Raw genomic sequence first — 13,519 nt, 5'->3', positions numbered from 1 at the left:
GTCAACCCACAACCTTAACTTGTCGATCATGATGAAATTCTTTCCATGCATGCACCTAGTGAGATTCGACTAACATTCAATCAGGATCGCCCGCAATCGAATGAGGACGACGGCTCAGGTCTTGCGGTTCAGGAAGCCAAGCCGATCCTGCAGGCGCCACCGATGTACAAGGTGGTTTTGTTCAACGATGACTACACACCGATGGATTTCGTCGTCGAAGTGCTCGAAACGTTCTTCAATCTGAACCGCGAGCTGGCGACCAAGATCATGCTGACCGTCCATACCGAAGGGCGGGCAGTGTGCGGATTGTTTACCCGTGACATCGCCGAGACAAAGGCCATGCAGGTCAACCAATACGCCAGGGAAAGCCAGCATCCGCTACTCTGTGAAATCGAGAAGGACGGTTAATCGCCGACCACTTGGGTATGAGGTGAAGCTATGTTAAACCGCGAGCTCGAAGTCACCCTCAATCTGGCCTTCAAGGAGGCTCGTTCGAAGCGTCATGAGTTCATGACCGTCGAACACCTGCTGCTAGCACTCCTTGACAATGAGGCTGCCGCGACCGTTCTGCGCGCCTGTGGCGCGAATCTCGAGAAACTCAAGCACGACCTGCAAGAGTTCATCGACTCCACGACACCCCTGATTCCGGTCAATGACGAAGATCGCGAAACTCAGCCGACCTTGGGCTTCCAGCGCGTTTTGCAGCGCGCCGTGTTCCATGTGCAAAGCTCGGGCAAGCGCGAAGTGACCGGTGCCAACGTGTTGGTGGCGATTTTCAGCGAACAGGAAAGCCAGGCAGTCTTTCTGCTCAAACAGCAGAGCGTGGCCCGGATCGATGTGGTCAATTACATCGCCCACGGCATCTCCAAGGTGCCGGGCCATGGTTCGCACACCGAGAACGACCAGGAAATGCAGGACGAAGAGGGCGGCGAAACGTCGGCCTCGGGCAACCCGCTGGATGCCTATGCCAGCAATCTGAACGAACTCGCCCGGGCCGGACGCATCGATCCGCTGGTAGGGCGTGAGCAGGAAGTCGAGCGTGTTGCGCAGATCCTCGCTCGCCGTCGCAAGAACAACCCGTTGCTGGTGGGTGAGGCGGGTGTCGGCAAGACCGCCATCGCCGAAGGCCTGGCCAAGCGCATCGTCGACGGCCAGGTGCCCGACCTGCTGGCGCAAAGCGTGGTGTATTCGCTAGACCTCGGTGCGCTGCTGGCCGGGACCAAATACCGCGGCGACTTCGAAAAACGCTTCAAGGCGTTGCTCGGCGAACTGCGCAAGCGTCCCCAGGCCATTCTGTTCATCGACGAAATTCACACCATCATCGGTGCCGGTGCGGCTTCGGGTGGGGTGATGGATGCATCCAACCTGCTCAAGCCGCTGTTGTCTTCGGGTGACATCCGCTGCATAGGCTCGACCACCTTCCAGGAATTCCGTGGCATCTTCGAGAAAGACCGTGCCTTGGCGCGGCGCTTCCAGAAAGTCGATGTCTCCGAGCCATCGGTCGAAGATACTGTGGGCATTCTGCGTGGCCTGAAGGGGCGCTTCGAAAGCCACCACAACATCGAGTACAGCGACGAAGCGCTGCGCGCCGCCGCCGAATTGGCCTCGCGCTACATCAATGACCGGCACATGCCGGACAAGGCCATCGACGTGATCGACGAGGCCGGCGCCTATCAGCGTCTGCAGCCGGAAGCCAACCGGGTCAAGCGCATCGATGTGCCGCAGGTCGAGGACATCGTCGCCAAAATCGCGCGTATTCCGCCCAAACACGTCACCAGCTCCGACAAGGAACTGCTACGCAACCTCGAGCGTGATCTGAAGCTGACCGTTTTCGGCCAGGATGCGGCGATCGACTCGCTCTCCACGGCCATCAAGCTGTCGCGGGCGGGCCTCAAGGCGCCGGACAAGCCAGTCGGCTCGTTCCTGTTCGCAGGTCCGACCGGTGTCGGCAAGACCGAAGTGGCGCGGCAATTGGCCAAGGCGCTGGGTGTCGAGCTGGTACGCTTCGATATGTCCGAGTACATGGAGCGCCACACCGTGTCGCGCCTGATCGGTGCGCCACCTGGCTATGTCGGGTTCGACCAGGGTGGCTTGCTGACCGAGGCGATTACCAAGCAGCCGCATTGCGTGTTGCTGCTCGATGAAATCGAGAAGGCCCACCCGGAAGTCTTCAACCTGCTGCTGCAGGTGATGGACCACGGCACGCTGACCGACAACAACGGGCGCAAGGCCGATTTCCGCAACGTGATTCTGATCATGACCACCAACGCCGGTGCAGAAACCGCTGCGCGGGCCTCGATCGGTTTCACGCACCAGGATCACTCGTCCGACGCGATGGAAGTCATTCGCAAGAGCTTCACACCGGAGTTCCGCAACCGCCTGGACACCATCATCCAGTTCGGCCGCCTGAGCCACGAGACGATCAAGAGCATCGTCGACAAGTTCCTCATCGAACTGCAGGCGCAACTGGAGGACAAGCGTGTGCTGCTGGAAGTCAGCGATGCGGCTCGCGGCTGGCTGGCTACCACCGGCTACGATGTGCAGATGGGTGCGCGGCCGATGGCGCGGCTTATCCAGGACAAGATCAAGCGGCCGCTGGCCGAGGAGATCTTGTTTGGCGAGCTGGCCGAGCATGGCGGTGTCGTGCACATCGACCTGCGCGATGGCGAACTGGTGTTCGACTTCGAGACCACGGCAGAGGTGGCGTGAAAGCGGGGTCGCGCAGCGGCCCTTGCCAAACTGGCAGGTACAAAAAAGCCCGGCACATGGCCGGGCTTTTTCATGGCTTGAGCTTAGCGCGCACGGTAAGTGATGCGGCCCTTGCTCAGGTCGTATGGCGTCAGTTCGACGCGGACCTTGTCACCAGTCAGAATGCGAATGTAGTTCTTGCGCATCTTTCCGGAGATGTGCGCGGTTACGACGTGCCCGTTTTCCAACTCCACGCGGAACATGGTGTTGGGCAGGGTGTCGACGACAGTACCTTCCATTTCGAAGCTGTCTTCTTTCGACATGCAGTAAAGCCCTCGGTATCCAGTGTTGGCCCGACGCAATGACTGCACCGGGCAAAAAAGTGGCGTGGATTATGCCCGATAACTGTGTGTCAAGCCAATGCTTTCAGTTGAGGGTGACCCAGCGCTGATTGATCAGCAGCTCGATAGGGCGATATTGGGTCTTGTAGTTCATCTTCTTGCAGTTCTTTATCCAATACCCCAGGTAAACCGCTTCAAGGTTCTGGCGAAGCGCTTCGGTGATCTGCCAGAGGATGGCGTATCGGCCAAGGCTGCGGCGCTCTTCCTCAGGTTCGTAGAAGGTGTAAACGGCTGACAGACCGTTGGGTAGCAGGTCGCATACCGCCACAGCCAGCAAGCGTTCGCCCAGGCGGAATTCGTAGAACCAGCAAAAAGGCAGGTCGCGTACCAGGAAGGTGGAGAACTGGTCACGGCTCGGTGGGTACATGTCGCCATCGGCGTGTCGGGTTTCGATGTAGCGTCGGTACAGGTCGAAATACTCTTCCTTGAACGCCGGGCGCGCCGCGGTCACGGTCAAGTCTGCGTTGCGCTTCAGGATGCGCCGCTGCTGGCGATTGGGGAGGAAGCGGGCGGCAGGGATGCGCGCTGGCACGCAGGCATTGCAGTTCTGGCAATGGGGGCGATAGAGGTGGTCGCCGCTGCGACGAAACCCCATTTCCGACAGGTCGGCATAGACATGCACGTCCATCGGCTGGCTGGGATCGAGGAACAGCGTTGTCGCCTGCTCGTCCGGCAAGTAGCTGCAGGAGTGGGGTTGAGTGGCATAAAACTTCAACCGCGCCAGCTCTGTCATGATCAACCCCCTCGGTGAGACTTTGCTTTAAGTGTAAGCCAGCTGGCAGAACTCGCCTAGGGAACCCAGGTGGCGCTGTTGGGCTGGTCGAGGTGGCGGTTGAGGTAGCTTGCGAACTCGGCGCGGCTGATGGCGCGGGCGCCAAGGCTATGCAGGTGGTCGGTGGGCATCTGGCAGTCGATCAGCACGAATCCGGCCTGGCGCAGGTGGTTGACCAGCGTCACGAAACCGACCTTGGAGGCGTTGTCGGCACGGCTGAACATCGACTCCCCGAAAAACAGTCGACCCATGGCCAGGCCGTACAAGCCACCCACCAGCTCGCCGTTCTGGCGCACTTCCACCGAGTGCGCGATGCCGCGCCGGTGCAGTTCGCAGTAGGCGGCGCGCATGGTGTCGGTGATCCAGGTGCCGTCGGCATAATCCCGAGGTGCCGCGCAGGCGGCGATGACGGCAGGAAAGTCGGTGTCGAAACTCACCTGGTAGCGGCCTTGGCGCATCAGCTTGGCCAGGGACCTGGAGATGTGCAGCTCGTCTGGAAACAGCACCGTGCGGGGGTCGGGCGACCACCACAGGATCGGCTGGCCATCCTGGTACCACGGGAAGCAGCCATGTCGGTAAGCCTGGACCAGGCGCTCGGGGCTCAGGTCGCCACCGGCGGCCAGCAGGCCATTGGGGTCATGCAGGGCCTTTTCCAGGGGAGGGAAGGTGAGCGAGTCGCGGGTCAGCCAGGTCAGCATGGTCTATCGTGCGGTGGGGGAGGGGAGAGGGCAGCATGGCGCGCCAGGCGTATGGGGTCAATGCCAGCGCTGTCTGGCTGGGCTGCCGGTAATTTCCTACACATTCATGTTCCCATCGGCACCATCCACCACATTTGCTGTCACACCTGTGCAAAAACACAGCATAAGCCTTTGTCACGAAAGAAAATGCGTGCTCAAATTGCACCTATACGAAAGTCGCCCGCTAAGCCGGCCATACGGCGTGCCGCCATGGCGGCAGGCGGGCAGTAATGTTAAAAGTAGTGGTTCATTGGCCAGTGACCGGCCGATCACTATTGGACGCGCACCACGCGCAGGAATAGACGCGTTTTGAAGAAATCCACCGCAACTCCAGCCCCTTTGCCAGTGCCCCAGTGGCGGCAGCAGCTGCACTACCGCCTTAAGGAAGGTGCGTTGATCGCTGTCGGCGCCCTGTGCCTGTACCTGTGGATGGCCCTGCTGACCTACGACACCTCGGACCCGGGCTTCAGCCACACCAGCAACGTCGAGCAGGTGCAGAATGCCGCTGGGCGCGCCGGTGCCTACTTCGCCGACATCCTGTTCATGGTGCTGGGTTATTTCGCCTATATCTTCCCGCTGCTGCTGGCGATCAAGACCTGGCAGATCTTCCGTGAGCGCCACCAGCCCTGGCAGTGGAGCGGCTGGCTGTTCTCCTGGCGCCTGATCGGTTTGGTGTTCCTGGTGCTGTCCGGTGCGGCGCTGGCGCATATCCATTTCCATCCGCCCGAGAGCCTGCCGTTTTCCGCGGGTGGGGCCTTGGGCGAAAGCCTCGGCGACCTGGCGCGCAATCTGTTGAATGTGCAGGGCAGCACGCTGATGTTCATTGCCTTGTTCCTGTTCGGCCTGACCGTGTTCACCGACCTGTCGTGGTTCAAGGTGATGGACATGACCGGCAAGATCACCCTTGACCTGTTCGAGCTGGTGCAGGGCGCAGCCAATCGCTGGTGGGAAGCCCGCAACGAGCGCAAGCGCCTGGTGGCGCAACTGCGTGAGGTCGACGAGCCAGTCTTCGATGTGGCGCCGATGGCCGCCGAGAAGCGCGAGCCGGCCAAACCGCAGCAACCACAACCGCAACCGCGCGAGCGCAGCGTCGAACGCGACGAGACCCCGATTCGGCCCGTGCTGGCGCGTGAGCCCGCAGTGTCGCGCGAGCAGCCAACGGCACCGGTGATCATTGCGCCAACGCCGGCCAAGCCAGCAGAGCCGAGCAAGCGGGTGATGAAGGAAAAACAAGCGCCGTTGTTCGTCGACAGCGCCGTGGAAGGCACCTTGCCGTCGATTTCCATTCTCGACCCGGCCGAGCAGAAGAAGATCGAGTATTCGCCAGAGTCCCTGGCCGGTGTCGGCCAACTGCTGGAAATCAAGCTCAAGGAATTCGGCGTGGAAGTCTCGGTGGACTCGATCCACCCGGGCCCGGTCATTACCCGTTACGAAATACAACCTGCGGCCGGGGTCAAGGTCAGCCGTATCGCCAACCTGGCAAAGGACCTGGCGCGTTCCCTGGCGGTAACCAGCGTGCGGGTGGTCGAAGTCATTCCTGGCAAGACTACCGTGGGTATCGAGATCCCCAACGAAAACCGGCAGATGGTGCGGTTCTCCGAGGTTCTCGCCACGCCGCAGTACGATGAGCAGAAGTCGCCGGTCACCCTGGCCCTGGGTCACGACATCGGCGGCAAGCCAGTGATCACCGACCTGGCCAAGATGCCACACCTGCTGGTGGCCGGTACCACCGGCTCCGGTAAGTCGGTCGGTGTGAACGCGATGATCCTGTCGATTCTGTTCAAGTCCAGCCCCGAAGACGCGCGGTTGATCATGATCGACCCGAAGATGCTTGAGCTGTCGATCTACGAAGGCATCCCGCACCTGCTGTGCCCGGTGGTCACCGACATGAAGGACGCCGCCAACGCCCTGCGCTGGAGCGTGGCCGAGATGGAGCGGCGCTACAAGCTGATGGCGGCCATGGGCGTGCGTAACCTGGCGGGCTTCAACCGCAAGATCAAGGACGCCCAGGAAGCCGGCGAAATCATCCATGACCCGCTGTACCGTCGCGAGAGCATGGACGACGAGCCACCAGCGCTGAAGACCCTGCCAACCATCGTGGTGATCGTCGACGAATTTGCCGACATGATGATGATCGTCGGCAAGAAGGTCGAAGAGCTGATCGCCCGTATTGCCCAGAAGGCACGTGCCGCGGGCATTCACCTGATCCTCGCGACCCAGCGCCCGTCGGTGGATGTGATCACCGGCTTGATCAAGGCCAACATTCCGACCCGCATGGCGTTCCAGGTATCGAGCAAGATCGACTCGCGGACGATCATCGACCAGGGTGGCGCCGAACAATTGCTGGGCCACGGCGACATGCTCTACATGCCTCCGGGCACTAGCCTGCCGATCCGCGTGCACGGTGCGTTCGTCTCCGACGATGAAGTGCATCGGGTGGTAGAGGCCTGGAAGCTCCGAGGGGCGCCGGACTACAACGACGACATCCTCAACGGCGTCGAAGAAGCCGGAAGCGGCTTCGAAGGCGGCGGCGGTGGCGGCGACGGTGACGATTCGGAAAGCGATGCCTTGTATGATGAGGCCGTGCAGTTCGTGCTCGAGAGCCGGCGCGCCTCCATTTCGGCGGTGCAGCGCAAGCTGAAGATCGGTTACAACCGTGCCGCGCGTATGATCGAAGCGATGGAAATGGCCGGTGTCGTCACCCCGATGAACAGCAACGGTTCCCGCGAAGTGATTGCCCCGGGCGGCCCACGCGATTGATCACACCTTGCCGGGTGCCAACGGTGGCATCCGGCCTATTCAATGCTCAATGAGGATTCCCATGCGCGCGATTCGCATGCTGTTGGTTTCTGCCCTTACCCTGGGCTCCCTGTCGGCTTACGCTGGTGAGCAGGATGTACAGCGTCTGACCCAATTGCTGGAGAAGTCCCAGACCATCGAGGCCAACTTCTCTCAGCTGACCCTGGATGCCAGTGGCACGAGCCTGCAGGAAACCAGCGGCAAAATGACGGTAAAACGTCCCGGCCTGTTCTACTGGCACACCGACGCACCCCAGGAGCAGGTGGTGGTTTCCGACGGCAAGAACGTCACCCTGTGGGACCCTGACCTTGAGCAGGCGACCATCAAGAAGCTCGACGTGCGCCTGAACCAGACCCCGGCGTTGCTGCTGTCCGGTGATGTGTCGAAGATCAGCCAGAGTTTCGACATCACCTCCAAGGAGCAGGGCGAAGTCATGGACTTCACCTTGAAGCCCAAGACCAAGGACACCCTGTTCGATTCCCTGCGTATTTCCTTCCGCAAGGGTTTGGTCAACGACATGCAACTGATCGACAGTGTCGGCCAGCGCACCAATATCCTGTTCAACGGGGTGAAGGCCAACCAGGCGGTGCCGGACAGCAAGTTCAAGTTCGACGTCCCGAAAGGCGCGGACGTCATCAAGGAGTAACCAGAGCCCGCCATGGACCTGTTTCGAAGCGAACCCGTCGCCCAGCCCCTGGCGGCCCGCCTGCGTCCGGCGAACCTGGACGAGTACGTCGGCCAGGAGCACCTGCTGGCGCGCGGCAAGCCGCTGCGCGAGGCGCTGGAGCAGGGTGCGTTGCACTCGATGATTTTCTGGGGACCGCCCGGGGTGGGCAAGACCACCCTGGCGCGGTTACTGGCGCAGTTCTGCGATGCTCACTTCGAAACGGTTTCCGCGGTGCTGGCTGGGGTCAAGGAGATCCGTCAGGCGGTTGAGGTGGCCAAGCAGCAGGCGGGGCAGTACGGTCGGCGCACCATCCTGTTCGTCGACGAGGTGCATCGCTTCAACAAGTCCCAACAGGACGCCTTCCTGCCATATGTGGAAGATGGCACGCTGATTTTCATCGGCGCTACCACTGAGAACCCGTCCTTCGAATTGAACAACGCCTTGCTGTCGCGGGCGCGGGTGTATGTGCTCAAGAGCCTTGACGAGCCGGCGTTGCGCAAGCTGGTTGACCGCGCGTTGAGTGAAGAGCGCGGCCTGGGCAAGCGCAACCTGCGGGTAGGCGACGATGCCTTCAAGATGCTGATGGCGGCCGCCGATGGCGATGGCCGACGCATGCTCAATTTCCTCGAAAACGCCTCGGACCTGGCAGAGGACGGTGGAGAGATCGGTGTCGACCTGCTGCAAAGCCTGCTCGGCGACAGCCGTCGCCGTTTCGACAAGGGCGGCGAGGCGTTCTACGACCAGATTTCGGCGCTGCACAAATCGGTGCGTGGTTCCAATCCCGACGCGGCCCTGTACTGGTTCGCGCGCATGCTCGACGGCGGCTGCGACCCGCTGTACATCGCACGCCGGGTGGTGCGCATGGCCAGTGAGGACATCGGCAACGCCGACCCTCGTGCGCTGAGCCTGTGCCTGGCGGCCTGGGATGTCCAGGAACGCCTGGGCAGTCCCGAGGGTGAGCTGGCGGTGGCGCAGGCCATCACCTACATTGCCTGCGCGCCAAAGAGCAACGCCGTCTACATGGGCTTCAAGACGGCGTTGCGTGAGGCCGCCGAGCATGGCTCGCTGGAGGTGCCGCTGCACCTGCGCAACGCGCCGACCAAGCTGATGAAACAACTGGGGTATGGCGAAGAGTACCGCTATGCCCATGACGAGCCGGATGCTTACGCCGCTGGTGAAGATTACTTCCCCGAGCAGCTTGAACCCCGCCAGTATTACCAGCCGGTGCCCCGCGGCCTGGAACTGAAAATCGGCGAAAAGCTTCGCCATCTGGCTGACCTGGATCGCAACAGCCCACGGCAGCGGAGAAAACCATGATCGCACTCATCGCCGCCGTCAGTGCGGGTGGCATCGCTGGCACACTGCTGCGCTTCGCCACCTCGAACTGGGTATCGGCCCACTGGCCACGGCACTTCTATCTCGGTACGCTGGCGGTCAACCTGGTAGGTTGCCTGCTGATCGGCCTGCTTTACGGCCTGTTCCTGCACAAGCCGCTGGCGCCGGTCGAGCTGCGCGCCGGGCTGATTGTCGGCTTCCTCGGCGGCCTTACAACTTTTTCCTCTTTCTCGCTCGATACCGTGCGCCTGATGGAAAGCGGGCAGGTACCGCTCGCCTTGGGCTATACCGGTATTAGCGTGATGGGGGGCTTGCTCGCAACCTGGGCCGGCCTGTCCCTGACTCGATTCTGAACCAACCTAAACATAACGAGAGAACGATATGCTCGATGCCAAACTGTTACGCGGCCAACTTCAGGAAGTGGCGGATCGCCTGGCCTCCCGTGGCTTCAGCCTGGATGTCGCGCGCATCGAATCACTGGAAGAGCGCCGCAAGGCGGTGCAGACCCGTACCGAGCAACTGCAGGCTGAGCGCAATGCCCGCTCCAAGTCCATTGGCCAGGCCAAGGCCAAGGGCGAGGACATTGCGCCGCTGATGGCCGATGTCGAGCGCATGGCCAACGAGCTGGCCGCTGGCAAGGCTGAACTCGATGGTATCCAGGCTGAGCTGGACGGCATTCTTCTGACCATCCCCAACCTGCCGGATGCCAGCGTACCGGTCGGCGCGAGCGAAGAAGACAACGTCGAAGTGCGCCGCTGGGGCACGCCGCGTGCCTTCGATTTCGAAATCAAGGACCACGTGGCCTTGGGCGAAATCAGCAAAGGCCTGGACTTCGAAGCCGCAGCCAAGCTGTCCGGTGCCCGCTTCGCCGTGCTGCGTGGCCCGATCGCCCGTCTGCACCGCGCCCTGGCGCAGTTCATGATCAACCTGCACACCGGTGAACACGGCTACGAGGAACACTACACCCCGTACATGGTGCAAGCCCCGGCCCTGCAGGGTACCGGTCAGTTGCCGAAGTTCGAGGAAGATCTGTTCAAGATCAGCCGCGATGGCGAAGCCGACTTCTACCTGATTCCTACCGCCGAAGTGTCGCTGACCAACCTGGTGGCCGACCAGATTCTTGATGCCAAGCAATTGCCGCTCAAGTTGGTTGCCCACACGCCTTGCTTCCGCAGCGAAGCGGGCGCCTCCGGCCGCGACACCCGCGGCATGATCCGTCAGCACCAGTTCGACAAGGTCGAGATGGTGCAGATCGTCGAGCCGTCCAAGTCCATGGAAGCGCTGGAAGGCCTGACCGCCAATGCCGAGCGCGTGCTCCAGCTGCTGGAACTGCCCTATCGCGTGCTGGCGCTGTGCACCGGCGACATGGGCTTCGGTGCGGTGAAGACCTACGACCTGGAAGTGTGGGTGCCTAGCCAGGACAAGTACCGCGAAATCAGCTCGTGCTCCAACTGCGGTGACTTCCAGGCCCGACGCATGCAGGCGCGCTGGCGTAACCCGGAAACCGGCAAGCCTGAGCTGGTGCACACCCTCAACGGCTCTGGCCTGGCGGTCGGCCGCACCCTGGTGGCTGTTCTGGAGAACTACCAGCAGGCCGATGGCTCGATCCGCGTGCCCGAGGTGCTCAAGCCATACATGGGTGGTGTCGAGGTCATCCGCTAAATGGATTTCCTGCCCCTGTTCCACAAGCTGCAAGGCGGCCGCGTACTGGTCGTCGGCGGTGGCGAAATCGCTTTGCGCAAAGCGCGCCTGCTGGCCGATGCCGGCGCCGTGCTGCGGGTGGTCGCGCCCGAGGTCGACAGCCAGTTGGCCGCGCTGGCCCATGAAGGTGGCGGCGAGGTGCAGGTGCGTGGCTATCGCATGAGCGATCTGGACGGCTGCCGTCTGGTTATTGCCGCGACCGATGACACTGCGCTCAACGCCCAGGTCTCGGCCGATGCCCAGGCACGCAGCCTGCCGGTCAACGTGGTGGATGCCCCGGCGCTGTGCACAGTGATCTTCCCGGCGATCGTCGACCGCTCACCCCTGGTGGTGGCGGTTTCCAGTGGCGGCGATGCCCCGGTGCTGGCGCGGTTGATCCGCGCCAAGCTCGAGGCCTGGATTCCGTCGGCCTATGGCGAACTCGCTGGCCTGGCTGCGCGGTTCCGTGACAAGGTCAAGGGCTTGTATCCGGATGTCAATCAGCGTCGGGGCTTCTGGGAGACGGTGTTCCAAGGCCCCATCGCCGAGCGCCAGTTGGCCGGGCAGGGCGCCGAGGCCGAGCGCCTGCTGCAGGCCATGGTCGAGGGCGCGCCGGTGCAGCAGGGTGGTGAGGTGTATCTGGTGGGGGCCGGTCCTGGCGATCCAGACTTGCTGACCTTCCGTGCCTTGCGCCTGATGCAGCAAGCCGATGTGGTGTTGTACGACCGTCTGGTGGCCCCGGCGATCATCGAGATGTGCCGGCGTGATGCCGAGCGTATCTACGTGGGCAAGCGCCGCTCCGACCATGCCGTGCCGCAGGACCAGATCAACCGCCTGCTGGTCGATCTGGCCCGCCAGGGCAAGCGTGTACTGCGGCTCAAGGGCGGTGATCCGTTCATCTTTGGCCGCGGTGGCGAGGAGATCGAGGAGCTGGCCGAACAGGGTATCCCGTTCCAGGTAGTACCGGGCATTACCGCGGCCAGTGGTTGCTCTGCCTACGGCGGTATTCCGTTGACCCATCGTGACTATGCGCAATCGGTACGCTTCGTCACTGGCCATCTCAAGGACGGCACCAGCAACCTGCCTTGGAATGACTTGGTCGCGCCTGCCCAGACGCTGGTGTTCTACATGGGGTTGGTGGGGTTGCCGACCATTTGCGCCGAACTGATTCGCCATGGCCGTGCGGCCAGCACGCCTGCGGCGCTGGTGCAGCAGGGGACTACGCGAAATCAGCGGGTGTTCACCGGCACCCTAGCAGATCTGCCAGAGCTTGTGGCCCGGCACGAAGTGCATGCGCCGACCCTGGTGATCGTGGGGGAGGTGGTGAAATTGCGTGAGAAGCTGGCCTGGTTCGAAGGGTCGCAGCAAGATTGAGTAACCGGGGCCGCTTAGCGGCCCCCGTTATTTCAGTCTTTCCAGATGCCTTTACCCACCAAGCGTTGCCGATCGTGTGGCAGGTTGAAGTCCTGCAGCGGCCCCTTTGGCACGATGCCTGTCGGGTTGATGGTCTTGTGACTCATGTAATAGTGCTTCTGGATGTGCTCCATGTTCACCGTCTGCGCAACGCCGGGCCATTGGTACAGTTCACGCAGCCAGTTGGACAGGTTCGGATAGTCGGCCAGACGACGCAGGTTGCACTTGAAGTGGCCGTGGTACACCGCATCGAAACGTATGAGCGTGGTGAACAAGCGCACATCGGCTTCGGTCAGGTACTCACCGGCCAGGTAGCGCTGGCGGCTTAGCAGGTCTTCCAGGGCGTCCAGTTCATTGAACACATCGTCGAACGCAGCCTCATAGGCTTCTTGTGTGGTGGCGAAGCCTGCGCGGTAAACACCATTGTTCACCGTAGGGTAGATACGGGCATTGAGCGCGTCGATGGTCGGGCGCAGCGGCTCGGGATACAGGTCCAGCAGGTTGCCGGTCAGTTCGTTGAACGCCGTGTTGAAGATCCGAATGATCTCGGACGACTCGTTGTTGACGATGCGCTTTTGCTGTTTGTCCCACACCACAGGCACGGTGACGCGCCCGGTGTAATGCGGATCGTCTTGGGTATAGCGCTGGTGCAGGTAGCTCAGTGCGTCCAGGTGATCGCCGGTGGAGCCGTTCTGGACGTCGAAAGTCCAGCCGTTTTCGCCCATCAGCCAGCTCACCACCGACACGTCGATCAGGGGTTCGAGCCCTTTGAGGGCGCGTACGATCAGGGTGCGATGGGCCCATGGACAGGCCAGCGAGACATACAGATGGTAGCGGCCGGCTTCAGGAGCGGGTAGCGCGTTGCGGCGTTGGGCGTTTTCACGTTTGAAGGCGCCGTCCTTGCCGTTTTCATACCACTGGTCGTGCCAGCGGCCGTCGATCAAAAGGCCCATGCTGAGCTCCTCGGAACAAAGTGTTTGTCGTTGGAGCCCAGTCTAGGTGAAAACGTTCGAATAAATAGCGCAAA

General features: G+C 61.8%; 12 protein-coding genes. 8 read left to right on the top strand and 4 right to left on the bottom strand.

Annotated features, from left to right (window positions below):
- Positions 1 to 45 precede the first annotated feature (45 nt).
- Entirely contained in the window at positions 46 to 408 is a 363-nt protein-coding gene (clpS, locus tag VXM67_RS16415) for an ATP-dependent Clp protease adapter ClpS (RefSeq protein ID WP_013973290.1), read from the top strand.
- A gap of 30 nt (positions 409 to 438) precedes the next feature.
- Complete coding sequence (clpA, locus tag VXM67_RS16410) at positions 439 to 2,709, top strand: ATP-dependent Clp protease ATP-binding subunit ClpA (RefSeq protein WP_027907074.1); 2,271 nt, start codon at positions 439 to 441, stop codon at positions 2,707 to 2,709.
- Positions 2,710 to 2,792: 83 nt separating this feature from the next.
- On the opposite strand, the gene infA is transcribed toward clpA, so the two are convergent.
- The 3 genes from infA to aat form a co-directional block, all read right to left on the bottom strand.
- Complete coding sequence (infA, locus tag VXM67_RS16405) at positions 2,793 to 3,011, bottom strand: translation initiation factor IF-1 (protein ID WP_002553999.1); 219 nt, start codon at positions 3,009 to 3,011, stop codon at positions 2,793 to 2,795.
- Between the two features lie 103 nt (positions 3,012 to 3,114).
- Positions 3,115 to 3,822, bottom strand: a complete 708-nt coding sequence (locus VXM67_RS16400) for an arginyltransferase (protein WP_023381093.1) — start codon at positions 3,820 to 3,822, stop codon at positions 3,115 to 3,117.
- A gap of 56 nt (positions 3,823 to 3,878) precedes the next feature.
- Positions 3,879 to 4,559: a leucyl/phenylalanyl-tRNA--protein transferase gene (gene aat / locus VXM67_RS16395; protein ID WP_023381092.1), complete on the bottom strand. Its 681-nt coding sequence runs from the start codon at positions 4,557 to 4,559 to the stop codon at positions 3,879 to 3,881.
- Positions 4,560 to 4,907: 348 nt separating this feature from the next.
- Here aat and VXM67_RS16390 point away from each other — a divergent pair, with 348 nt between their 5' ends.
- The 6 genes from VXM67_RS16390 to cysG all read left to right on the top strand — a co-directional run bounded on the left by VXM67_RS16390 (position 4,908) and on the right by cysG (position 12,453).
- Positions 4,908 to 7,358 (top strand): DNA translocase FtsK, encoded by a 2,451-nt coding sequence (locus VXM67_RS16390; RefSeq protein WP_023381091.1) that lies wholly within the window; start codon positions 4,908 to 4,910, stop codon positions 7,356 to 7,358.
- Between the two features lie 61 nt (positions 7,359 to 7,419).
- Complete coding sequence (lolA, locus tag VXM67_RS16385; RefSeq protein ID WP_023381090.1) at positions 7,420 to 8,043, top strand: outer membrane lipoprotein chaperone LolA; 624 nt, start codon at positions 7,420 to 7,422, stop codon at positions 8,041 to 8,043.
- A gap of 12 nt (positions 8,044 to 8,055) precedes the next feature.
- Positions 8,056 to 9,381: a replication-associated recombination protein A gene (locus VXM67_RS16380; RefSeq protein WP_023381089.1), complete on the top strand. Its 1,326-nt coding sequence runs from the start codon at positions 8,056 to 8,058 to the stop codon at positions 9,379 to 9,381.
- A complete protein-coding gene (crcB, locus tag VXM67_RS16375) occupies positions 9,378 to 9,752 on the top strand; it encodes a fluoride efflux transporter CrcB (RefSeq protein WP_023381088.1) in 375 nt (124 codons plus the stop codon). The genes VXM67_RS16380 and crcB overlap by 4 nt, the downstream gene beginning before the upstream one ends.
- 28 nt (positions 9,753 to 9,780) lie before the next feature.
- On the top strand, positions 9,781 to 11,061 hold the full coding sequence (serS, locus tag VXM67_RS16370; protein ID WP_023381087.1) for a serine--tRNA ligase: 1,281 nt from the start codon (positions 9,781 to 9,783) through the stop codon (positions 11,059 to 11,061).
- Positions 11,062 to 12,453 carry a siroheme synthase CysG gene (gene cysG / locus VXM67_RS16365; protein ID WP_023381086.1) on the top strand — a complete coding sequence of 464 codons (1,392 nt, stop codon included), beginning with the start codon at positions 11,062 to 11,064 and terminating at the stop codon, positions 12,451 to 12,453.
- Positions 12,454 to 12,485: 32 nt separating this feature from the next.
- On the opposite strand, the gene VXM67_RS16360 is transcribed toward cysG, so the two are convergent.
- Complete coding sequence (locus VXM67_RS16360; protein ID WP_367237169.1) at positions 12,486 to 13,445, bottom strand: glutathione S-transferase family protein; 960 nt, start codon at positions 13,443 to 13,445, stop codon at positions 12,486 to 12,488.
- Between the last annotated feature and the right edge of the window lie 74 nt (positions 13,446 to 13,519).

It is taken from the genome of Pseudomonas sp. Rh2, from assembly GCF_040762985.1.
GTDB lineage: Bacteria > Pseudomonadota > Gammaproteobacteria > Pseudomonadales > Pseudomonadaceae > Aquipseudomonas > Aquipseudomonas taiwanensis.
This window is presented reverse-complemented; position numbering and strand designations above follow the sequence as displayed.

Excerpts from the sequence above, each read along its gene's own strand:
- infA (WP_002553999.1), bottom strand. The coding sequence starts at position 3,011 with ATGTCGAAAGAAGACAGCTTCGAAATGGAAGGTACTGTCGTCGACACC.
- cysG (WP_023381086.1), top strand. The coding sequence starts at position 11,062 with ATGGATTTCCTGCCCCTGTTCCACAAGCTGCAAGGCGGCCGCGTACTG.
- clpA (WP_027907074.1), top strand. The coding sequence starts at position 439 with ATGTTAAACCGCGAGCTCGAAGTCACCCTCAATCTGGCCTTCAAGGAG.
- VXM67_RS16400 (WP_023381093.1), bottom strand. The coding sequence starts at position 3,822 with ATGACAGAGCTGGCGCGGTTGAAGTTTTATGCCACTCAACCCCACTCC.
- clpS (WP_013973290.1), top strand. The coding sequence starts at position 46 with ATGCATGCACCTAGTGAGATTCGACTAACATTCAATCAGGATCGCCCG.
- VXM67_RS16360 (WP_367237169.1), bottom strand. The coding sequence starts at position 13,445 with ATGGGCCTTTTGATCGACGGCCGCTGGCACGACCAGTGGTATGAAAAC.
- lolA (WP_023381090.1), top strand. The coding sequence starts at position 7,420 with ATGCGCGCGATTCGCATGCTGTTGGTTTCTGCCCTTACCCTGGGCTCC.
- VXM67_RS16380 (WP_023381089.1), top strand. The coding sequence starts at position 8,056 with ATGGACCTGTTTCGAAGCGAACCCGTCGCCCAGCCCCTGGCGGCCCGC.
- aat (WP_023381092.1), bottom strand. The coding sequence starts at position 4,559 with ATGCTGACCTGGCTGACCCGCGACTCGCTCACCTTCCCTCCCCTGGAA.
- crcB (WP_023381088.1), top strand. The coding sequence starts at position 9,378 with ATGATCGCACTCATCGCCGCCGTCAGTGCGGGTGGCATCGCTGGCACA.
- serS (WP_023381087.1), top strand. The coding sequence starts at position 9,781 with ATGCTCGATGCCAAACTGTTACGCGGCCAACTTCAGGAAGTGGCGGAT.